Origin of the sequence: Xenorhabdus sp. Sc-CR9, assembly GCF_963897815.1 — a bacterium.
Lineage (GTDB): Bacteria > Pseudomonadota > Gammaproteobacteria > Enterobacterales > Enterobacteriaceae > Xenorhabdus.
The window spans coordinates 1-23,730 of the sequence record NZ_CAWQTY010000172.1; the positions used below are offsets into that span (position 1 = coordinate 1).

A 23,730-nucleotide genomic window follows, 5' to 3' on the forward strand; every position below is an offset into this window, starting at 1 on the left:
TCGGCTGCCAGCTTATCTTTTTTTAAAGCAGAACGAGGCGGTATCATGACGGCGCTACCTTGTAGGGATGTATTGTGTCTACATTTTACTCAATTTGGTGGCTGTGAAAAGTTTTTAGAGGTTCCCTCAGTTCACAAATAACATATATACCCGCTTAACTTGAAGAGACGGGTTTCAAAGAAAGGGGAGATATTTCCCGAATCTTTTCCGGTTCAATTACAATTAAGTAAATTCAATGCAATAGTGAGACGTAACGGAGAAGTGGAGTGAAATTCAGATATTTTTTCTTATGGACTAACCTATTTTTGGTAGGAAAGATATTGGTTGGTTGCAGTGGGCACCCAACTAAAGTTTCACAAAGTCATAATAAGCATTATCAATACGCTGATTTAGGAATTAACTTAAGTCAGGATGCCAATGAAACCTGTTCTGATATCGGTGGAATTCTGACATTAACCAAGCAGCTCAATGGTAGTCATTTTCCTGTTTGCCAACTGGCAAACGGTCGGCGTTGTAATGAGCAGGCTTTATTGGACGGAGGGTGTACATCAATTTGATTTTTATGGTTTTCCCCTTGTTTCAGCAGCAACAAGGGGCAATCTTTTACTTTCAATTTAAAACTACGTCCTACGGGCGTGGTCATTAATAAATTGGCTTTGCCAATAATACTATTCATGGGAAATTTCTATCTGTTATCCCTATAACAGATAAGGAGTTAAATGCAGGGAAAAACCAGAGTTATATCTGATTTTCCCTGAAGTATGATTACGATCTATTCCGATAAACTCTTAGTATTTTGCCATAATTAAGAACGTACATATTTCATAATGCACTCAAGTTTTTCGCAGGTTTCCTGCCATTCTCTTTCTGGTTTGGAATCTCTGACCAATCCGGCACCAGCCTGAAGCCAACAGCGTCCTTTATGCTGATAGAAAGAACGTAATATCAGCGCGGCATCCAATTTACCGGCACTATCCAGCAGCATAACACTACCGCTATAGAGTCGGCGTGGTTCACCTTCATAACGGGAAATGGCTTGTAAAGAGGGTTTCTTCGGTATCCCTGAAGCGGTGACTGCCGGAAATAGGGCGATGAACGCATCCCAGCGATTTTTGTCTGTTTGCAGTAATCCTTTTACCCTTGATGCCAAATGCTGTACTGAACCACGTTCACGAATAGCCATAAATTCTGACACACGAAGCGTGTCAGCCTGACAAATCGGTTCTAATTCTTCCAGTGCCAGTTTGACAGAAACAGCATGTTCAGCGATTTCTTTCGGATCAGAAAGCAAATCAGACCGCAGCTTGTGATCCTGCGCCTTGTCATGTGTCAATGCTCTGGTGCCTGCCAGCGGCTGGCTGTTAACCCAACCAGAGCCATCTGCCTCAACCACGGTTTCCGGACTGAAACCGTAAGCAGAAAATTCTTCATCATGCAGAAAGAAAGAACGGGCAGGTGTGTTGGCCTGACGACCCAGCCAGTAACTGTGAGTGGTATTAACATTGGTATTAAGTTCAACTTTGCGTGACAGGATCACTTTTTGGTAGTGGCCTGCGGCAATATCGTTAACTGCATTAGTTACATTGTCCTGATAGCGTTTTGCTGCGTCAGCGGTGCTGATAATTTCCGGTTCTTTTGTCTCAGGGAAAGTTGGGATGCCTGCTTGATCAGCCTGCCTGACTTTCTCGCTCAGAATAGGCATTTGGTTCTCTTCAAGGGTTCTTATCAGAATCTGCCCTTGAGTGATGCGTAATTCATGCTGTGGAACAGTGAGTTTTATCAGTGCCTCATTTAGGTGTTCTAATGATGGCTCTAAAGGTATTCCATATGCCATATGGGAAAACTCAAATAATGATCTGCCATAAGCACGCCACTCTTTGATAGGCAGATCATCAAGCACCTGTTCCAGTTTCTGGCTTAGTGTATTGATATCATATGGATGGCAATTACCTTTTGAATCAATCAGTTGTCCTGATGAATCTGCACTTATGGTAGCGGCATTGCCTATCCCCAGTGACCATTCCCCTTTGATTTCATAGAGTGTATAAGGTTGGGTATCATTGTCAGCAAGGTCTGCAAGCAAATGGGTGACCAGATCTAACGGAGTGCTGGTAATAGCGATAATGCATTCATGATATTGTTGCATTGAGCGGTTATTTTCTGAATTTGCTGTATGTTCTGCTTGCGCCATTTGTACCAACTTGCGTTTGTCGATTTTTCCCACTGTAGTTAATGGCCAATACGGCACAAATAACCACTGATCAGGGGTTTTATGACGCTGAACGCCTTTCTGGTGCAAGAATTCTTGTATTTTCGTAGGTTCCGGTTGGTTGATTTTTTTTGGAATGCACGCGCAGATACGTTCACCCAAGAGTTCGTCAGGAACAGAAATAACAACTGCATCATCAATATTAGGATGTTGCAGCAGTAATGTTTCAACTTCTTGGGTTGAAATTTTTTCGCCACTGCGGTTGATCTGTTCTTTAATTCGCCCTTCAACAATCAGGTTACCATCTGATCTCATACGAACCAGATCGCCGGTACGATAGAATCCGTCAGGAGTAAAAGCGACGGTATTATGTTGTTCTGCACGATAATATCCCGTAATGGTGTAAGGGCCTCGTGTAATTAGTTCGCCTATCTCACCAGATGCGACAGGTTGCAGATTAGCATCAACAATTTTGATTTCATCATTTTCTGATAATGGACGTCCTTGGGTGTTAATGATGACTTCATAGGGATCGTTCAGTCGGGTATAGCAAAGCAAGCCTTCCGCAGTACCAAATACTTGCTGCAAAGGCCCAATGCGTGTCATGACCTGTTCTGCCAGTTCGGGTGTCAGTCGGCCTCCACCGATTTGTAAACAACGCAGGGATGAAAGATCGCTCTGTTCCCAGTCACGAGCCTGCTCCCAGAGCCGGGCAAGCGCCGGAACTAACGCTACATGAGTTACCTGATGTTGTTCAATCAATGGCATGGCTTCATCAAAACTGGCGGTGTCACTCAGAAGTACACATCCTCCCTGAGAAAGCGTACCCAGAATACCGGGGCTGCCTAAAGTGAAATTATGCGCAACAGGCAGTACCGCTAAATAAACACTTTCGGTATTGACTGAACACAGACGGGCTGAAAGCACAAAATCATAGGTATAGGCATCATGAGTACGCGGGATCAGTTTCGGTGTACCTGTTGTTCCCCCTGAAAGCAGGAGTACAGCAATGTCGCCATAACAGGGACCGGAGATATCAAGTGGCTCACCATCAATAGAAGATAAAGCAGTCAATTCTTCGGCTTTCCCGTCAACGATAATATGTTTTATCTCAGGGCAGGCTGCTGCTACTTCCCGTGCCATTTCCCGATAATCAAAACCATGGATGCAGTCAGGGATAATATAAGCTACCGGACGGGCGATCTGGCAAAGTGCATGAACATCATGTGCCCGTTGTGTCGGCATCAATAATATCGGTTGAGCACCCAGCCTGAACAGGGCAAAACAGGTGATAACAAAGGCGGTGCTATTAGGCAGTTGCACCATGACGTTATCACCACGACGGATTCCCCGCCGGAAAAGCCCGCTTGCCAGCCTTTCCGCAGATTGATGGAGTTCTTGATAAGTCAGGTGCTGTTCCTGATAGATCAGTGCCGTTTTATCACCCCAGATTTTCGACCATCCGGCAAGCTGTTGGTCTATTGTTTTGCCATTCCAAAGATAGTCTGGCGTCATAGTCAGTTTTTTTTCTGGGATTGAATAAAGTGCCATTATGCGAACTCCTGTGGATAAACATATTGCATAAATTGAGTAACGTGACGAATAAAACTTTGCGGTTTTTGCGTGATATAAAAATGATCGCCGACAATCTCCTGACAGCAATGCGAAAGGTTTTGCCTGTCAATGGCAAGCCAGTGATGCCACTGCTGAACTTCCTGAGCGGAAGCCTCTTTGTCTTCGTTGCCATAAAGCAACAGAGTGGGTGTTTGCAGTTTGACTGAATCAGATTGAATCACATGGTGATAATGCTCCGTAGCCCAGAAATCAGCACGCAGCATGGGTAAAAACAGCGCCAGCAATCCGGGATCTTCCCGTAATACCGGGTTGCAACCGCCGATATCAATTAACTGTTCAATAAATTCATGATCAGGCAATCCGCTCAATCGGCGGCGGGATTGAAGATGGGGTGCATGACACCCCGAAAGTACCAGCGCCTTAGGGGAACAATCATGCTGTTCAAGGCGTAGGCAAGTTTCAAAAGCAACCTGGGCACCCATACTGTGACCGGCCAGTATCAGGTTTTCTCTTTGTGCTGGTGTCAATGACACCAGCAGATCAGAAAGTGATTGCGCCAATGGTTCGACTCTGGTGATCGCAGGTTCATTCATGCGGCTATCACGTCCGGGATAAAGCACCAGCGAAACCGCGATGTCCGGATTTTCCAGCATGGACCATTGGCGAAATGCACTGCCGCTGCCCCCGGCAAAGGGGCAGATTAACAGGGTGTATATGTGTTCACTACGGGGTGTCAGACACGGGCGGATCATCGGATGTGCAGGGAGTGCCCGGTTCATCAACATCTTTCCTTCGTCAGCATCAATTGAGCCGGATCAATCCAGATAGGGGGCAGCAAATCCTGAGTCACAGGTTCTCCCATCATGCGCAAAATTTGTTGCCACACTTCTGCCAATCGTCGTTGATAGTCGTCATTCAAAGCAGGAGGACAGAGTGCGCCATTCAATACAGAACTTAAAGTATTGAGCAGATATGCCACGCCTCCGGCACCATCACATTCAAATGCTGTCATCCAGTCTTTAGTTGCCGGACAAAGGATTTGTGAGGTTGTCTGGTGTTGATAAGCACCATCCGGTTGACTGGCGGTCAGATAGAGACTCTGATCGTTATTCAGATGATTCGGGGCATGAAGAACCGGAGTCCAGATCACCGGCCCATAACTGGCTTCCTGAGTCAGATAACCGGTAGGCCAGAACAGCGTCATCTTGTGCATGGCAAGATTGTGCATGTCTGGATCTCTGGGATCGAGATAGGATTGAACGTTTAACGTTATGGTTGTTTCTGAAAAGCGCAGTTCAAAGCAGTGAAATGCGTTACTTCGTTTCCCCGCATAGGCTATCTCTATTTGTTTCGGGCAGTGGCAGGCTTGCAGCAAGAGATCAAGAGCGGAAAACAGCAACTGGCGACTGGTTGTCAGGCAGCCACTTACCGGATTCTGCTGTGACAGGTGGCTGATTTGATGCGCCGCATGTAACCAACTTCTGCCCGCATGACATTGGCTGTAAAAACTGTTTACCCAGAATACAACGCCCTGTTTATCAGCGGCTGACTGATGCTTCCTGATGGCTTCTGCATCAAGGGGATGTTCCTGAATAACAGAAATACCCCGTGCCAATAATGCCTGAGTTAATTGATCGCCTTTACCACCAATAATATCTGCGCGTATCACCACGCAGGCAATATCAATGTCGTCCGGCAATTCATCCAATGAGCGGAACAGTGGCACATTGAAATCTCGTGCCAGTTGCTGCGAACGAGGGCTTCCCTGCGCCAGAATACCGGCCAGTTCCAGATCTGGCTGAGGTTGCAGGAAGGCATTCAGATACAGTTCGCCGAATTTGGCACCGACAATCAGCACCCGCCGTGGCTTTATCATATGTTCTCCTTAACAGGCTCAATAGTCGGAACTGAACCCAGAATGTTTTTCAGGCACGTAACCAGAGAGCTGACATGTTTGTATTGGAATAGGCTGTAGTGATCACCCTCAAGTTGCGTCATCGTGACAGGCCCGAAAGCCTGCCAGCCGAGATCAACGGAGGTGATTGTTATTGGATCGAGGTAATCCATAAAATCAGGTAATGCCTGCGTAGCCCGGATAAGGCTGAAAGGCTGAGGGATCCGTGGTGGACAATAGTCGAGCAATGCACGCAGGTTATGGTGCCATACGTTATAAAGCTCAGTCAGTGAGCTATCAATTTGTGCAGATTGGGGCAGAGCTTCGTGCAGTGCCTGAAGGAATACCTCAGTATTGGCGGCGATTGCATTGTTATCTATTTCCAAATCAGGGAATTGCCCTTGTAAATCGAGCAGGAAATGACGGTGGCAGAATGTATCATCCAGCGTCAGATCGGTACGCACATTTGGCGCGAAACTGTCAATCAGGATGCAATGAGAAACGCTTTCACCTCCAGCACGTAACTGATGAGCCATTTCATAAGCCACCAATCCACCGAAAGACCAGCCTGCCAGTGCATAAGGGCCTTCAGGCTGGAAGGTACGGATTTGATTGATATAGTCAGCCGCCAATGCTGCAACGGAAGGCTTATCGGTATTCAGGCTGTCTGGTGTAAATGCCAACCCAATCAGGCGTTGATTACCGAAATTGGCGGCAAGGTGCCGATATCCCAACAGATGCCCGCCAATAGGATGGACGATAAATAATGCCGGTTTTTCAGGGTTTCCTTCGTTTAAAATGACTCCCTGACAAGCGTTTTCTGGTTGATATTCAATAAATTCAGCCAATGAATGCACAGTATCGTAAGTTTGCAGCAGGCTGAGCGGGTATTGGCGGTTGAAAGTGTGATTAATTTTCACCATTAACCGTACTGCCGCCAGAGAATCTCCACCAAGGGTAAAGAAACTCTCGTGTACGTTGATACCTTGCTGCTCTAGCACGGATTCCCACAGGCTTAATACCGTGTGTCCTGTCGGACTGAGAACCGCTGAGGGTGCCGAATTAACTTCTTGCGCTTTTTCAACCAGAGTAATCAGTGTGCGTCTGTCGATTTTACCGTTGTCGGATACAGGTATCGTATCGAGAATGATAAATCGCTGCGGACACATCCAGATCGGCAGGGTCTGCTGCAACCAGTGAGGCAGTATTGGTAACAGTTCAGCAGGCATGGGTGCGTTGTCAGTTACACGTAATCCAGCGACCAGTTGCAATGCCCCGGTTGAGGTTGTATGGGCAAACACTAACGCTTGTTGTATTGCCGGGTGCTCACATAAACGATGTTCAATTTCGCCTAATTCAATGCGATAGCCACGAATTTTTATCTGGTGATCATTGCGCCCCAGAAATTCGATATTTCCGTTCGGGAGCCAGCGTCCTAAATCACCTGTGCGGTAAAGCCGCTCACCAGTTTCAGGATGTGTGATAAATGCCTGTTCTGTTTTTTCAGTGTCAGCCCAGTAACCCAGTGCCAGCCCTTGTCCACCAATATACAGCTCGCCGGTGACCCAGACAGGACAAGGTGAAAGTGTTGCATTAAGCACATAGAAAGTCTGATTAGCCAGAGGCTTGCCATATGGAATACTGCGCCAATTCGGATCGACCTGCGCGATAGAATAGGCAATAGACCAGATTGAGGCTTCAGTGGCACCGCCTAAACTGAGGAGATTCAGTTCAGGATGAAGCGCATGCAATTTGGCTGGTAAGTTAGTGGGTATCCAGTCACCGCTCATCAATACCCACCGCAGACTGTGCAGGGAATGCGGATAGCTACGGGCATATTCCTCAAGCAGTTGCACAAATGCGGGAACCGAGTTCCAGACAGTCACCGATTCTTGTTGTAACCATGTCAGTAATTTGTCCGGCTGTCGGGTGTCACCGGGAGCCGGTATGACCAGTTTTGCTCCACGGCTCAGCGTGCCGAACAGGTCATAAACGGAGAGATCGAAGGTTAACTCTGAGATTGCCAGTACACTATCGTATTCATTGAGTGTAATGCGTTGGTTAATATCGAGAATGGTATTGACCGCACCCTGATGATTGATCATGACGCCTTTAGGTTTTCCGGTAGAACCGGAGGTGAAAATGACATAAGCCAGATCTTCAGGACGTACAGATAAACCCGGTTCGTTGGTGACAGGCAAGTTGTTAAGTAATGTTTCATCCAGAGGGATAATGTGTACATGGTCAGGCCAGTTTATCTGTCGGGCGAACTCAGGCTGAGTCAGTACAATATCCACTTCCCCGAATGCCAATAATTGATGGATTCGTTGTTGAGGATAGCTGGCATCAATAGGCAGATATGCGCGTCCTGCCAACAAAATCGCAAGAACCGCAATAACTTGCTCCCAACCTTTTTCCATCACTACGCCAATCAGAGGCGAAGAGTGGTTTTCCTGTGCTTGAAGATGAGCTGCCAGCGTCAGGCTTTGTGACCACAAAGTACGGTAGTCGATCTGGCGGTAGGCATCGACAACCGCAATGTGTTGGGGATAACGATTCACTGCCTGTTCAATCAGAGAACAAAGCGTATGGGGTGGAAAATCACTTTTTGTCGTATTACTGCTCTGGCACAGAGCACGATCATCTGTCGGGAGCCAGTCAGGAAGCGGGGTATTCCAGGCGTAGTCCGGCTCAAGCAGGGCAGTGATACAGGATTGATAATGGGCAAACATGTTTTCTGCTACTTGGGGCTGGAACAGTTGCGGCAAGATCGCCCACTGTAGGGTGACACCCCCTTCTGCGCCGGAAATGAGCATACAGTCGAGATAAACATGAGGCGTTTGGGCACCAAAGAGATTCAGCGATCCTAATCCTGATGGCCCTTTGCCCGCCGTACCGGTGGTATCGTTGAATACGATCGGCATACCGGCGTTCAGGTTGTGGCGGTGCTGATTTTTTTCCCTGAGTACCAATTGCCCGTCAAACAGCGCGTGTTGAAGATCGGCGAGCCATTGTTTTTGAATCCGGTTTACGGCATCGCTGAATCCCAGAGTATTGCGCAAATCCACTTCCAATAAAGAAGTGGTGGAGAGATTACCGACCAGCATATCGCAATGTTGCGGCATTAGCAGGCGGTTGCCATGCAGGACATTGATAGTGAAATGCGCGTTGTTACTCCATACTGACAAAATATGGGCAAACAATGTGAGCATCACTTGTGATGGGGATACACGGTGTTCTGCCGCGCGTTGTTGCAGACGTTGCCACTGTTGCTGGCTGATATATCCGGTCAGGCACTGCTGATTAAGCTGCTGTGACTGGTGATCTTTCAGCGGCAGCACCGGCGCGTCAGGTAGCGAAGATAAACGATCAAGCCAGTATTGCCGGCTTTGTTGCCAGATTTCTCCGGTTTTCTCATCCTCCAGTGCCTGAATATAGTCAGCAATGGTTGCTGTTTGTGGCTCTGGTTGCCAGTCAGATTTTTGATACCACTGGTGTAAATCGCGCAAGATTAAGGTCAGACTTTTCCCATCTGCCACCAGCAGATCAATGGTCAGATGCAATAAATGTGTCCGGTCATCGGTATGGTACAGAGTTAAATCAAACAGTGGCCAGCTGTCGCTGGGAACACCCTGAGTACGCAGAGTATCGCGGGCATTGTTCAGCTGTGTCTCGCGCTCATCCTGTGTCATGTCACGGCAATCAATGATTGTCGGCGTATAGCAGGGCACTTCTGGCAGAATATGATATTGTCCCTCTTTCACGTAACCGCGTAATTGCCCATGATGGTTTATCACGCGATTCCATGCGGTAGTGAAACGAGTCAGATCCAGACCGTCGATAGACAGCTCAGCATAGAAGTGGGCAATGCCGTTACCAAACTGGAACAGTTGGCTTTCTCCCAACCAGTAAGCATATTGCAGGGCGGTGAAGGGCAGGATCTGCTCTGATGCCGGTTCTGCCTGATGTGGTGTAATTGGTGTCGCTGAATGTGTTTCGACGACCCGCAAGGTACGGCAAAATTCGCTCAACTTAGGATGTTCAAACAGTTGTTGCAGATTGGCTTGTTCATACCCCTGACGACGTAGTTGCACCACCATGCGCGTGGCAATCAGGCTGTCGCCGCCACTCTGGAAAAAATCACTGTGACGCTGAATTGACTGGGGAAGAAGGGAATTCCAGAGTGCAATTACTTGTTGTTCAATATCATAAAATTGATCATCGGTTATTTCCGGCTGTCCGGTTGTCATGGCCAGAGGTTGCAGCATGTCCTCTTTTGCGGTCATTATCGGTAATGCCGCCAGAGGTAATTGCTCTTGCTGTAGGATATGCAATGAGTAAGGCAGGGCTGACAATTGTACCGCTATTTCACTGATATTCAGTCGTGCCTGCTGTTCAGAACGTGCCAGAATCAACTGTTGATGCAGTTCCGGCCCGTCTTGTCCCGGCCATTCCAGTGAAACCCGATAACCGGATTTCTCCAGACATCTGCGCCAGTCTGCAAGTTCGAGCAATGCGCTATTACCCTGATCATCACCGCGATCGTCAGCCCAGGCGTTGATGCCTTCAATAAACCCGACGCTGGCGAGTTGCATGGCACTTTCGCGCTTGGTTGATTCAATAATCAGCAACCACCCGCCGGATTTCAGTAAACGGGACAGTCGTTTCAGGGTATTCCTGAGATGAATCGCATCATGCAAGACGTTTACTGCCATGATCAGGTCATAACCCGATTCAGGGTGCTGACTAAAATCAATACGCTGGTTAATATCGAACAAGGCAAATTTTACGGTTTCGCCATAATGACCGAGTAACTGTCGCGCATCATCCAAAAATAGCGGTGAAACATCCGTAAAGTCGTAACTTTCAATGAACGGGGAATTATGTTTAAGGACTTTTTCTGATGTAGCCCCTGTTCCTGCACCCACTTCCAGCATAGTGAAATGTTCGGATGTCTGGCTCAATTGGCGGATAATTTCAGCGGCAGTCTGGTTCAGGCAACGTAGCGCAGGGTTTTCGCTGTAAAGGCTGGCGGTGGTTTGTTTATCGGCAAACAACAGTTCCAGTGCATTACCACGCCCGGCAAGCAGGGAATCATGCTGGTCAATACAGGTTGCAACATAACGGCTGATGGCCTGGCACCATACGGCATCATCCAGTTTCGCCGCAGGGGCAGGGATCTGGCTGAGTGGTTGCAGACAACGGTATCCGTCAGCGGTTTTTTCAATAAATCCTTGATTGTTTAATAATGTCAGCCATTGGGTCAGAAGGCGTTGATACCTCGGTGACAATTGCAAGCGTTGTTCAATTTCTTCACGAGAGTGGTATTCTTGCGCAGAGGCGAACAGGTGATGGCGCAGCAGAGTCTGACCCAGCCCCAATAACGCCTGTTGCTCAATATATTGCCAGGAGCGTTCAAACGCTTGCTGTTCCGCTGATGTCGGTAGTGGCAGGACTTTGGTGTTTATCACCTGTGGTTCTGGTAATGATAAAGACGGATTATCTTCTGCCACCAGCCATACATTATAATTTTGGGTATTTTCCTGACGTGGCTGAATCTCCGCCAGTCGTATTTCAGGCTGAGAGCGCAGATACTGTTCGGCCTGATGCAATTCAGAATGCTGTTGCCAGAAGTCATAACGTGTATGACCGACAGGCGGTGTATGAAGATCATAATGTTCAATGCGTTCAGGCTGACGGCAAATCTGTACAACTTGCATCAACAGCGCGTTATAAGCAGCAAACAGGGCTTCAATAACCCCCGGTTCCAGCACATCGTCCATGCAATACCAGTTAAACAGCAGATCACCATCCACTTCCATCACCTGATGATCCAGCCAGACCTGCGGCGTTTGGCTCAGGACAAAGACCGGATCGCCCAGTAGCTGAGTAATGGATTGTTTGATTGCCACCCCTTCTTGCGCCATCCCTAGCATACTGGTGAAAACGACCGGTGTCAGCGGCTGCCTGTTCTGGGTTTCACCGGAGTGCTGGCGACCCAGTTCCCGCAGTACTTCAACCCCATTGACATGACTATGGCTCAGTCGTTGCCAGAGCAAGGCCTGGGTTTTTTCCATGCTGGCACGCAGAGAGGTTGTTTTACGTAAATCAAAATCCATCAGCATGACGGAGGTAAAATCACCAATCAGTTCCTGAACCTCTGGATGGAAAGGTTGTCGGTTAAAGAAGGTCAGATTGAGGGTAAACAGCGGATGACGGCTGTACCATTCAAGTGTGTGGGCAAACAGTGTCAACAGACCCGCAGAAGGCGTGACACCCCATTTTTTCCAGCTTTGCTTGAGTATTCGCCAGTCAGATTGCGCCAGCCGGCCTTCATAAGTCGTGAATTGTGGCTGGCTGCGCTGAGGAAGCTGTGGATTCAGCGGTAATCTCGGCGCAGGAGGCAGTGAAAGCAATTGTTCCTGCCAGTATGCCCATGATGCCCGCCACTCTTTACTCTCACGTTGTGCCTGTTCTGCCATCACATAATCACGGAAAGTAAATGCTTGTGGAGCCAGTGGTTGTTGCTGGTGATAAGCCCGTTGTAAATCGTTCATCATGATCCGGAAACTCTGTACGTCAAACTGCAACAGATCCAGATTCATATGTAAGCGGCAACGTGCATCCGGCAGCAGTGAAACAGAGACGTCAAACAACGGCCACTGTTCCGCAGGCGGAACTTGATAAGAGAGGGTGTGACGACGCTGAGCCAGCGCCTGTTCACGGGCGGCATCATTCAGGGTTCGCAGATCATCTTGCGATAAAACATACCAAGGCGTTTCAGACAGAATTCTTTGTTGTCCATCTTCATCGACAATCATGCGCAACATACCATGACGCTGAATTAAAGCATTCCATGCCTTTTCAAAACGGGCAATATCAAAGCTATTCAGTGCCAGATCCCATTCAAACAGGACGTGGCAGGCCACGCCGCCAAAATCAATGGCCTGAGTACGACCAACCCAGTAAGCGTGCTGAATGGGTGTCAGAGGAAAGGGTTCATGATGTAGGGTGCTGTCAATAACGATTTCAGGCTGAAGGGATACAGGGGCTTGTTCAGGCAGTGCGTCACCGATAAGCGCATTAAGCCCCTCCAGAGTCATATTTTGGTAAGCCAGCTCTGCGGTTAATCTGAAACCAAACTGTTGGTGGATCACCGTATTAAGTTCAAGGAACAGTAAGGAATCCAGACCACATTGTAATAAATCCTGTTGCGGCTCTAAACGTTCAGGCTGCTCTAAGCGCAATAACGTCGCAACCCTCTGACGCAGCCAGTTAAGCCGTGGCTGGCTATCCTGATAGAGCAGATTATCAGCAGGCAGCGAAGAGGCAGATGCTGTAGTTATTGTATGAGTTGTTGTATGGGCAGCAATGCCAGACTGCAAACGTCGCAAAATATCAGGGTGACGTTCATTTAACCGCATTGCCAGATAGCAGGGAGAAGTTGTACTCAGTGACTGATTGAGATGCCAGATACCCTCATTGGCACTGAATGGTAACATGCCATCCTGTGCCAGTTTTTCCACTAATCTCCGGTCGCTGGCCATGCCAATGCCACCCCAAACTCCCCAGACCCACGTCTTTACCACCAACGGGCTGGATGCGGTCAGTGCCAGCGATTCCAGACAGGCGTTGGCGATTGCATAAGCACCTTGTCCCTGCGCACCTAACATTGAGGCAGCAGAAGCATGAAGCAGCAGATATTGAGCATTGTGTTGCACAAGTGCAGTCTGCAAGGTTGCTGCACTGAATGCTTTTACGGATAGCATTTGCCCCAGATGCTGACGCTCAAGTTTTGCCAGCGGCGTGTGATCGGCAATACCGGTGGCATGGATCGCGCCAGCGATACCTTCTTCTTGTGCCAGTGTTTGCACCGCACTTAACAAGGCCGATGTGTCAGTAACATCAACATGAACCCAGCGGATTTCACATTCGCTACTCAGTGACAGCTTCTGGACAAAAGTATCCCAATCTGCATGTTTACGGCGGGCAAACCCCGCGATTTTACGTGCACCCTGAGCCAGCAACCAACGAATGGAAATTTGTCCGATACCGCCCATACCGCCGGTGACGATGTGCCAACCCTGATGGGGAATCAATATAGGTTGTTGCGATAATGGTAATGGCTGACGTTGTAAAACAGGCACAGAGAGTTGATTTCCGCGCACTTTCAGCCAGCGATGCTGCTCATCCAGATAATCCAGTGCCAATGACAGGGCGTCAGTATCCTTGATATCCGCTATATCAATCGCCTGAATGCGACGATGGGGATACTCTTCAACCGCGACACGCAGCAATGCCCAGACAGCGTATTGAGCGGGATTGATCTGCTCTTTTGATAAGGTGCTTTCAGGTTGGGCGCTGCAAGTGATAACGGTCAATGACGTTGTTGTATTGCGTTTTAATTCGTCAATAACCTGATCACATAATTCAACAACATCATGGCCCTGAAGCAGCAATAATGTATTTTCGCTTTCAGGCTGTAAATTAATACCTGCCTGAGACCAATGTTGTGCAATCGTCTCACTTGCTGTTGACGAACGAAGGGTATATGCCGCTGAAGATCTCTGTTTATCCGCAGTACTGATTGTGCGCCAATGCAGGGCATAGTGAGTATCAGGGCATGGCTGTGGTGCAGGGAACCATGCTTTTGTCGCTATGGAATTAGTCGCCGGAGATGCCACTAATTGACGGGGTAGATCAACCCGATCACTCATCAATGCGAATAAGCGTTCGCCAGCATAGATCAATGCAGGGAAAGCAGTAAGTAAATTTGCCTCCAATGAGCGGCGCTTGGTATACGGCAACACACGGTGAGGGCGATATATTCTACTTACGGTTGGCCCGGAAACTTCTTGGTAGTAGCCTTGTTGAACACAATGGTTCAATAATTGTTCCAGTAAAGGATGCCAGCAAGGTTGCAGCCGGCCGGCCCGGATCGTGTCGGTGGCACTGAAACCTTGTTCCGCTTCGTGCCCATGACATTGATATACCAGAGCATCGGTATACAGCGCCCGGAGTATTGCCGCATCGGAATTGTGCTCAATGGCAGGATCGAGCAGGGAATTGACATCAAGCCCGGTATTGGTATTGACTGAGTGTTGCGCAGATTTGGCGGCAGCGAAGCTATAATGTTGTTTGTCAAATGGATAGAGCGGAGCATGACATTTGATTCCGGCAAGCGGGAAAAGACGCTGCCAGTCAAGATGTGCGCCGGCACAATAAAGTTGCATGAGTGCCGTTTGCTGGGCTGTTTCAGGGGTGCTTTGACGATGTGCACCAGCAATCCACGTCTCCTGTGGCAGGCTGACACGCCGGCCGATCCCTGTTAACTGAGCATCAGCACCGAATTCTAAAAATAACGCCACACCTTGCTGGCGGGCAAATTCAATGGCTTGATAATAACGTACTGTCTGGCGCATATGGTTACGCCAGTAATCTGGTGAGCCTAATTGCTCAGTAGTCGCAATATCAGCTGTCAGGGTAGAAATCAGCGGAATTTCTCCCGATACAGGCTGTAACTGGCTACTGTACTGAGAAAAACGCTGGGAAAATTCCCCCAGAATAGGTTCAAGCATGGCAGAATGTGCTGCACAGGCAATATTAAGGTGCTGGTAACGGATCTGCTGCTGTTCCAGACGTTGTGCCAGTATATTAATTTCCGTTTCTGTGCCCGCCCAGACCCAGTGTTGCGGACCATTGCAAACCGCCAGATCCAATGCCAGTGAACGGGTAAAAGGCAGAATATCTTCGTCGTTGGCAAAAACAGCCAACATTGCACCTCCCCGGGCGCATTTTTGCATCAATTTCCCCCGTACCGCGACCAATGGCATCACTTGTTCCGGTGTGAAAATCCCGGCAACAACGGCTGCGGCAAACTCTCCGACAGAATGTCCCAGTACGTAATCGGGTTTTAAGCCAAGTGAGCGCCAATGTGCAGCCAGTGCAATCTGGTGTGCGACAATGGCGGGTTGTGCATATTCGGTGGTGGTTAATGCCTCATCATGCTCTCCGAACATCACTGCTTTTAATGGCAGCACCAATTCGGATGCACAGGCGGCACAACAACGATCTAATATAGCAGAGAAAACGGGAGAACTGGCATACATGGCTTTTCCCATGCCAGACCATTGGCAGCCCTGACCGCTGAATTGCCATAATTGCTTGTTTTCATTCCTGGCCTGCCCGCTAAAAATGTCCGCTGTAGGGCCATGATCTGCAAAGGCCGCTAATCTCGCAGCATTTTTGGCAGTATTTTGTGGCGTTAATGTCAGCGCTAAGCGCCAGGGCAATGTAAGATCACGCCCTTGTAATGCTGTTCGGGCCAGTTCTGCATAGTTTTCTGGCGTATTAGCAAGTGCCGTCGCGTAACGTTGTGCCAATTGATGCAATGAAGATTCAGAAGCCGCAGAGAGCAATAAAGGCACAGTTTGTGCCTGAGTCTGCGTATCATTGACAGAGTGGTGGCGTAATTCCTCCGGTAATGATTGCACCACGATATGGCAGTTGGTGCCGCCAATGCCGAATGAAGAAACGCCAGCGGTGCGCAATGCCTGTGTCCAGTGCTGGCCTTGTGTTGCCAGTCTGAATGGGCTTTCTTCCAGTCGCAATGCCGGATTGGGTTGCTGTACATTGATGGTCGGAGGAATATACCCATGCCAGACAGACAGAACCGTTTTAATCAAGCTGGCAATCCCTGCGGCAGTATCGAGATGGCCTATATTGCTTTTCACTGAGCCAAGATAACAAGGCGGTACCGCTACGCGACGATCGGAGAATATGTTGCGCAGCGCATCAACTTCTATCGGATCACCAAGCGGTGTACCGGTTCCGTGGGCTTCAATCATGCCAATATCATCAATGCTGACATCTGCCAGTTGCAATGCTTCGGTAATCACGCTGCGCTGCCCGTTCACCGAAGGGGCAGTAAACCCGACTTTCTCATTGCCATCGTTATTAATGGCACTGCCCCGCAATACAGCCATGATGGGATCGCCATCGCGCAATGCATCGCTCAGACGTTTCAGTATGACAACACCGACACCATTACCGCCATAAGTGCCGTTTGCCTGACTGTCAAACGGGCGGCAATGTCCATCAGGTGAAAAAATCATCCCCGGTTGATACAAGTAACCGCTTTCTTGCGGGAAAGATACTGCCACACCGCCAGCCAGTGCCATATCACATTCACCGGAACGCAGATTTTCACAAGCCATATGCACGGCAACCAGTGAACTGGAGCAAGCTGTTTGTACTGTCAGTGCAGGGCCTTTCAGATTTAATTTGTAGGCGGTACGCGTCGCAAGATAATCTTTATCATTACTCATTAACGCCTGTAGGCCTTTCACTTTGCCAACGTCTGTCATCGTGAACTGCGACCACGAAGGCCAGGTGCTGACCCGGCTGCTGGCGAAAACACCGGTTTTCAGGCGCACATGACGTGGTGAATAGCCGGCATGTTCAAGAGCATGCCATGCTGTTTGCAGGAACAGACGCTGCTGAGGATCGAGCATTTCTGCTTCCTGACGAGAATAGCCAAACAGTGTGGCATCAAATTGTTCTGCATCCTCTAATATCGCCGCCTGATTGACAAAGTTGTCACTATCAATGATTTCAGGTGGAATTCCTGCATCCAATAAAGTTTGGCGGGAGAGTGTGGTTGTACACTCAACGCCATGTTGCAGGTTGTGCCAGAAAATACCGCTATCTGGTGCCTGTGGAAAACGGCAGGCAATGCCAATCACTGCGATAGGATCACAATTATCGTAGTGAGGCGTTAAATCAGTCATTATGCAGCTCCTTTATGACGTTTTTCCCGTTGTTGCAGACGCTTTTGTTGTTGGCGCTGACGAAGAGTCACTGACGTCTGATTTGCGTCTTGAGTGTCTTTCCGGCAACGCAAGCTAAGCGCTTCTGGTGTTGGATAAGCGAATAGATCAGTAACAGCAAGATGATGGAAACCGGCGTGTTGTAATTTGCTGTGCAATTGAATTAGCTGTAGCGAACTGGCTCCTGCTTCAAAAAAGTTCTGTTGGACATGAACAGGCTGGTTGGTGACAGACAAAAACAGGCACTGAATTTCGCTGCATATTTGCGAATCGAATCCTTCCGTACGTGGTAATGACGTATTAACAACAGGCGTGTTATCTGTAACTATCAGGCATTGCTGGCGCGGCATCAATTGCTCCAGTGCTGAATGCCAGCTCTCCGGCTGTGCGGCAAGGGTGCGCAGTAACGCCATATAGTGGTTGAACATGGTTTGTAACTGATGTGGTTCAAATAACGCTTCGACCGCATCCCAGTTCAGACAAAGTTCATCGTCAGATTCATAAACCTGATGATCCAGCCAGATTTGTGGCGTTTGTGAGATACCCCAAACGGGTTTCATCCATGATGAATGAGAAAGGAATTGCCCTTCATGCGTTCCCAGGGCGCTGGTGAAAACGATCGGCATACTGGTTGCATCCGACCCACGATCCCGGGACAGCTCACGCATCACTCTGATTGCTGAAATATGGCGGTGATCCAGATCCTGCCATAACTGTTGTTGTAACCGGCGTGCGCTCGATAGCCAGTTCTTCTCTGGATGCCACGCGAGCAGTGACAATGAAGTAAAATCCCCCAGAATATGCTTGATGTCCTCATGCCAGCATGGACGGTCGAAAAGGGTTAGATTAAGCGTCAATTCCGCTTTGGTACTGAATGCCGACAGAACAGCTGCATAAGCTGCCATTAACAGCGCGGAAGGGGTTATCTGATGAGGGGCAGCATGTTGTTTTAACTGTTTCCACTCATATGCGGATAAGCGATCGCTATAGCGTACAAAACGCGGGGATTGTATATTTTCCGGCGCAATACGTAAGGGGAGTTGCGGAGCAGGGGGCAACGTTTTTACCTGTTCCTGCCAATATTGCAGCGAACCCTGATGCACAGGCATTTTTTGCTGGCGTAACACACAATCCCGGAATGTGACGTTCAATGGTGGCAGTTCGTGTTGTTCGTCGAGATATAGCAGTTCTAATTCCGCCAGCAATATCTGCATGCTCAATCCGTCTAATAGCAGATTATCCAGACTGACAAATAGCCGTGAGACAGGGTTGTTGTCTTGCGCCAGCTGGAAATCGAACACCGGCCAGTGACCGGAATCCAATACCTGATGTGACAAACGTTCACGTAACGTATCTGCCTCAGTAATATCAGCAAACTGGTGGTGTTTAACAGCGAAAATCGGGACATCTTTCAATACCTGCTGTTGCCCGTTAACAACAACCGTTCTGAGCACTGGATGGCGCTGGATAAGGCGGTTTAATACCCGATTCAGGCGCTGAACATCTAATTGTTCTATCCGGTATTCAATAAAGAAATGCGCGCCCACGCCACTCAGGGTAAAACCGGAATGGCGTCCAACCAGATAAGCCTGCTGAACTTCAGTCAGTGGGAAAGGCTGGTAGCTATCCTCATCTTGCCCTTTTGATATTGAGCAGGATTCTGATGAAATGTCAGACAGAGGTGCCGCCAAAGGGGTGAGTGTCGCGGTGAACGCCGCCAATTGCGGGTGACGGAAAAGATGACTCAGTTCAGCTTTTAAGCCTTGTTGTGCCAGTTCACCAATCAGGCGCGTAGCCAGAAGGCTATCGCCGCCAAGTTGGAAAAAGTCGCTGTCTGGGCTTAATTGTTCTGTATTCAGGAGGCTTTGCCAGATGGCGGCAACAGTTTGTTCCTGCGTATTCAACAGGAACAGGTCATTCTGGTGCGGCTCAGTCTCGGTTTTTGGAGTAGGCTGCAAGCTTTGTGTCAGTGCCTTACGGTCGATTTTACCGTTGGGAGTCAGGGGCAGGCGGGGAATAACATGTAAGCGCTGTGGGATCATATATCCCGGCAAATATTGTGCCAGTACGGACTTAATTTTGCCCTGATCAGGGATCGTGACATTGTCACTTGATTGCATCAACAAGACATTCAAGTCGCCAAGATTAATCGGGGCTTCTGTCTGTATTGGAAGCTGTAACGGAAGAAGCGATAACCACTGTGATGCAGAACGTAGCTGAATACCGTGAGGTGAGAGCAATTCTGTGGTAATCAGCGAGATAGGTGAGGCGTGATGCAGCTCTATTGCTAATATCAACGCCCCGGGTTGTGCCAGAGGCATCAACGCCTTGATGCAGCTTGCCGGATCTTCTTCCCGATGTAATACATTGTTCAGCAAGATGATATCTGCCTGATACTGTAGCGACTCAGGAATTTGCTCAGACCAGCGTTTTACGGATGTGTGATGATGACCACTTAATCGGGTTTGCATCTGGTTAATCAGGGCCTGAGAACGTTCAAAGCCAATATAGGACAGATGTTGGTCAGTAATGTGTTCTGCCAGCCACTGCGCACAGAGACCACTGCGGGCGTCAAACTCCATCACGCTGACAGGGCGTTGTAACCGTTGGGAAAGAGCAATAATGGTTTGTTTTAATCCTGCCAGCCATTGCTGGGTTTCTGGCAGCATAAAGAGCTGTTGTTCCGGAGCAAATTGCAGATCATCAAGTAATGTCACTGCCGCCTGCTGTCCGGTAAGAATATTACGCAGCGTAGAATGCCAGCGTTCAGGTATGCCGCCAGCCTGATTACTGCCCGCCGGGGATGACAAGCCGGCCTGATATACGTGATGTGCAGATTCAGACAATAAATTGCATTGGCAAAGGTACGCCAGCATACGGGCAAACCAGTCATGATACTCCGGTTGGGGTTGGTACTGTTTCAGGCAATCGGCGAGTGATTGGGGTGAAGTAAACGTGATACTGTAACGAGACAGATGTTCTAGCAAAAATAGGGCGACCTGAGATTCAGCAATAGATCCGGATTGGTTTAGCGCATCGGTTGTTTGTATTGCGGAAAACAGGTCACGGTAGGTGGTCGGCAACTGTGGGGAACGATTTATGCGCTGGCATAAAGTATCACCTTCCAGTTCAAGGAATGCCACCAGCGACTTCTCTTTTTCGCCAAGCGTTAAGGCAACGCCTTTACGGATACCGGTGACTTGATTAAGGGCGGCATCAATCTCCCCCAGTTCAATGCGGTAGCCGCCAATTTTGACCTGACTATCGCGGCGCCCCATAAATTCAAGCCAGCCTTCGGGATGATAACAACCCAGATCGCCCGTACGATACCAGCGTTCTCCCTGATCGACGACGAACTGGGCCGCAGTGCGGTCTTCATCATTAAAATAGCCTAATGCAACACCGGCACCACCAATCCAAAGTTCACCAACAACCCAGTCAGGGCAATCCCGGCCATCGTCACCCACGACACGGTAATTCTGGTTAGACAAAGGATAACCGTAAGGGATAGAACGCCAGCGGACATCAACGTCTTTAACGATATATTCATTCGACCAGATAGCGGCTTCCGTTGCGCCTCCCATGGCACTCAATACACCCGCAGGATTAAAGGCACGGTAACGTTCAGGCAATGATAAACTGATCCAATCACCGGACAGCATCACAGTACGAAGCGCTTTCGGCGCACCGGCTTCCATTCCTTCACAATAGGTCAGCAACATATCGAACAGCGCCGGCACACTGTTCCACAACGTAATGTTATGCTGCCCGATCAGCATTTCCCAGGTTGATGGATCACGGCGTTGGGCTTCGTTAATTAATACCAGTGTCCCTCCGGCACTGAGAATGCCAAAAATATCATAAACAGAGAGGTCGAAATGCAGTGCAGAAAGTGCCAGCAACCGATCACTGCTTTGAACCTGATGACGGTGATTGATGTCCAGACAGGTATTCAGTGCGCTTTGATGGCTGATCACCACACCTTTGGGCATACCCGTTGAACCGGAGGTATAAATGATATAGGCCGGATCGGTGACCGCACGCTGAGCCATGCTGGTTACAGGTGATAATTGCTCATCCTGATGCCAGGAAATGCAGCATACATTTTGCGACCAGTCAGGCTGTTGCTGTTCGGGATCAATGATAACGACGCTGATACCGGCACTTTCACAGATAGCACGGCGTCGGTTCAATGGTTGATCCACCGGAACCGGAACATAAACCCCGCCGGCATAAAGAATGGCTAAAACAGCCACGATTTGTCCGCTGCCTTTTTCCATGCTAATCGCTACCCGATCACCCGGCATGACGGACATTTTCTGTAATACAGCGGCTAATCGACGGGCTGCCAGACTGAGTTCGCCATAACTGATTTTTTCATTATGGTGAGTCACCAACGCAACAGCATGGGGGGTGTGTTCTGCTTGTGCAAACACGCTTTCATGCAGCAAGGTGCTTGGTAGTGGTTCAGCCGTATTATTGATTTGATGTCGCAGATGATATTGCGATTGAGGCATCAAATCCGGTAATTTCTCGCCCCATTGCTCCGTGTTTTCCGTCAGGTTCTCAATAAGCCCCTGATAAGCCGTAAATAAGGTATCCATCAGGCCGTCAGGGAAGAGTTCATCATTACTGTCCCACTGAATGTTCAGCGTGTTTTCATGTTCAAAAGCGACAAAATCCAGCCAGACCTGAGGTGTCTGTGATATTCCCCAGCCTGGTTTTCCCAGAATATCGCGGGTATTTTCGCCATATAAAGGCCGGCCTAAATTGCTGGTAAACACGATGGGTGCGCCGTGTGGGTGAGTACCGCGTTTCTTCAGCTCCCGTAACACTTCCACACCAGACCAGTGACGATGTTCGTAGGCTTCGGCAAATGTTGCTTGTGCAGTATGGGCCAGTTGGCAGAACGGTAAATCATCACCGGGGATATCCAACAACAGAATATTGGTAAAGTCCGCCAAAATATTGTCAACCGCAGGATGCAGGGAAGCTCTGTCAAATAGCGTCAGGTTAAACAATAAGCGCGTTGCATGGCTCCAGCGACACAATAAGGCGGCGAATGCGGTTGCCAGTGCCATGGTTGGCGTTACCCCATTCTGCTGTGCGAGGTGTTTAAAACGTTCCCAATGCTCAGGCGCTAAACCGAAATGTCTGCGCTGAATGCGGACATTTTTTATCAGGGCGGGATCTCTGGCCAGAGGAAGTTGAGGAGCAAGTGGTAACGTATCTAACCGGTTACGCCAGAATATCTCTGCTTCTTGCCTGGCTTGCTTGAACTGAGTCTGATATTGCGTGAGATAACTGCAAAAATCGTACTCAGAAGAAATAGCGGGCAGGCTGCGTTTGGCAATCAATGCGGCCAGTTCTGTAAAGAACAGACTGAAACTGGCCGCATCCATGATTAGCAGGTCGATATTCGTATGCAACCGATGTTGTTTATCACCAAACAGGCTGAGTTGAATATCGAAAGTTTCCCCTTCTTCAACCCGCAATACCCGATGGCTTAATTGTTCCCGACTGTCAGCCAGCGCTTGTTGCTGTTCATTTGCTGTCAGGTGACGCAAATCGTGAACTGTTAATTTTTTCCAGTAAGCATTGATCATTCCTTGCTGGCTTCCATCCGGTAAAAAACGCACGCGCAACATCGGATGTCGTTCAATCAGGGCATGAATAGCCACCTCTAATTGTTCAGGCTCTAATCGGGCACCATCAAATTCCTGATACAAATGGCAACCCACTCCCCCCAACGTTTGCTCCGGAGTGCGTCCCACAAAATAAGCATGTTGTACAGCCGTCAATGGAAATGGACGGGCATCGGCAATACGCAGCAGTGGTGTTGTATCCTGAGATACGGCTTGAGAGACAGGTGCATGGCGTTGCAGAAGCTGGCTCCATGCATGCAGTGTTGGATTTTGGTAAAGCTCGCGCAGCGTGACGCGGTGTCCCTGGCGTCTCAACTGGTTTAGCAATGCCATTATTTGCATTGAATCCAGTCCATTGCGAATCAAATCGTCGTTATCACCCACCAAAATGTTTTTTTGATTAAACAGATCAGAGATGAGCTGGCGCAGCGAATCAGGGGAAAGAAAGTCCATGTGCATGAAGAAATCCTTAAAGGTGACAATCAATCTACTTAATAAATCAAAAAACGGAGTTGTACTTTATTCAGGTGAATATTTTGTATTCAGATGAATGTGTTAGTTATTCAGATGATTGTTTTG

Annotated in this window: 7 protein-coding genes; 1 reads left to right on the forward strand and 6 read right to left on the reverse strand. The window is 48.7% G+C overall.

Annotated elements, in window-relative coordinates; genetic code table 11:
- Positions 1 to 266: 266 nt before the first annotated feature.
- Positions 267 to 557, forward strand: coding sequence for a putative hemolysin (locus tag AACQ81_RS09785; protein ID WP_237387131.1), 291 nt, complete (start codon positions 267 to 269; stop codon positions 555 to 557).
- Here AACQ81_RS09785 and AACQ81_RS09790 read toward each other — a convergent pair.
- The 6 genes from AACQ81_RS09790 to AACQ81_RS09815 all read right to left on the reverse strand — a co-directional run bounded on the left by AACQ81_RS09790 (position 476) and on the right by AACQ81_RS09815 (position 23,610).
- Positions 476 to 676, reverse strand: a complete 201-nt coding sequence (locus tag AACQ81_RS09790) for a hypothetical protein (protein ID WP_237387154.1) — start codon at positions 674 to 676, stop codon at positions 476 to 478. The genes AACQ81_RS09785 and AACQ81_RS09790 overlap by 82 nt on opposite strands.
- A 129-nt stretch (positions 677 to 805) precedes the next feature.
- Entirely contained in the window at positions 806 to 3,724 is a 2,919-nt protein-coding gene (locus tag AACQ81_RS09795) for a salicylate synthase (protein ID WP_237387152.1), read from the reverse strand.
- 35 nt (positions 3,725 to 3,759) lie between these two features.
- Positions 3,760 to 4,563: a thioesterase II family protein gene (locus AACQ81_RS09800; protein ID WP_443089548.1), complete on the reverse strand. Its 804-nt coding sequence runs from the start codon at positions 4,561 to 4,563 to the stop codon at positions 3,760 to 3,762.
- Positions 4,563 to 5,660, reverse strand: coding sequence for a Gfo/Idh/MocA family oxidoreductase (locus tag AACQ81_RS09805; RefSeq protein ID WP_237387132.1), 1,098 nt, complete (start codon positions 5,658 to 5,660; stop codon positions 4,563 to 4,565). Before AACQ81_RS09805 ends, AACQ81_RS09800 begins: the two co-directional genes overlap by 1 nt.
- Positions 5,657 to 17,467, reverse strand: coding sequence for a non-ribosomal peptide synthetase/type I polyketide synthase (locus AACQ81_RS09810; RefSeq protein ID WP_237387133.1), 11,811 nt, complete (start codon positions 17,465 to 17,467; stop codon positions 5,657 to 5,659). Before AACQ81_RS09810 ends, AACQ81_RS09805 begins: the two co-directional genes overlap by 4 nt.
- Positions 17,467 to 23,610 carry a non-ribosomal peptide synthetase gene (locus AACQ81_RS09815; RefSeq protein WP_237387134.1) on the reverse strand — a complete coding sequence of 2,048 codons (6,144 nt, stop codon included), beginning with the start codon at positions 23,608 to 23,610 and terminating at the stop codon, positions 17,467 to 17,469. The genes AACQ81_RS09810 and AACQ81_RS09815 overlap by 1 nt, the downstream gene beginning before the upstream one ends.
- Positions 23,611 to 23,730: the final 120 nt, after the last annotated feature.

Bases quoted from the DNA above. Each gene is read 5' to 3' on its own strand.
- AACQ81_RS09810 (WP_237387133.1), bottom strand. From the start codon at position 17,467: ATGACTGATTTAACGCCTCACTACGATAATTGTGATCCTATCGCAGTG.
- AACQ81_RS09790 (WP_237387154.1), bottom strand. From the start codon at position 676: ATGAATAGTATTATTGGCAAAGCCAATTTATTAATGACCACGCCCGTA.
- AACQ81_RS09795 (WP_237387152.1), bottom strand. From the start codon at position 3,724: ATGACGCCAGACTATCTTTGGAATGGCAAAACAATAGACCAACAGCTT.
- AACQ81_RS09815 (WP_237387134.1), bottom strand. From the start codon at position 23,610: ATGCACATGGACTTTCTTTCCCCTGATTCGCTGCGCCAGCTCATCTCT.
- AACQ81_RS09805 (WP_237387132.1), bottom strand. From the start codon at position 5,660: ATGATAAAGCCACGGCGGGTGCTGATTGTCGGTGCCAAATTCGGCGAA.
- AACQ81_RS09800 (WP_443089548.1), bottom strand. From the start codon at position 4,563: ATGAACCGGGCACTCCCTGCACATCCGATGATCCGCCCGTGTCTGACA.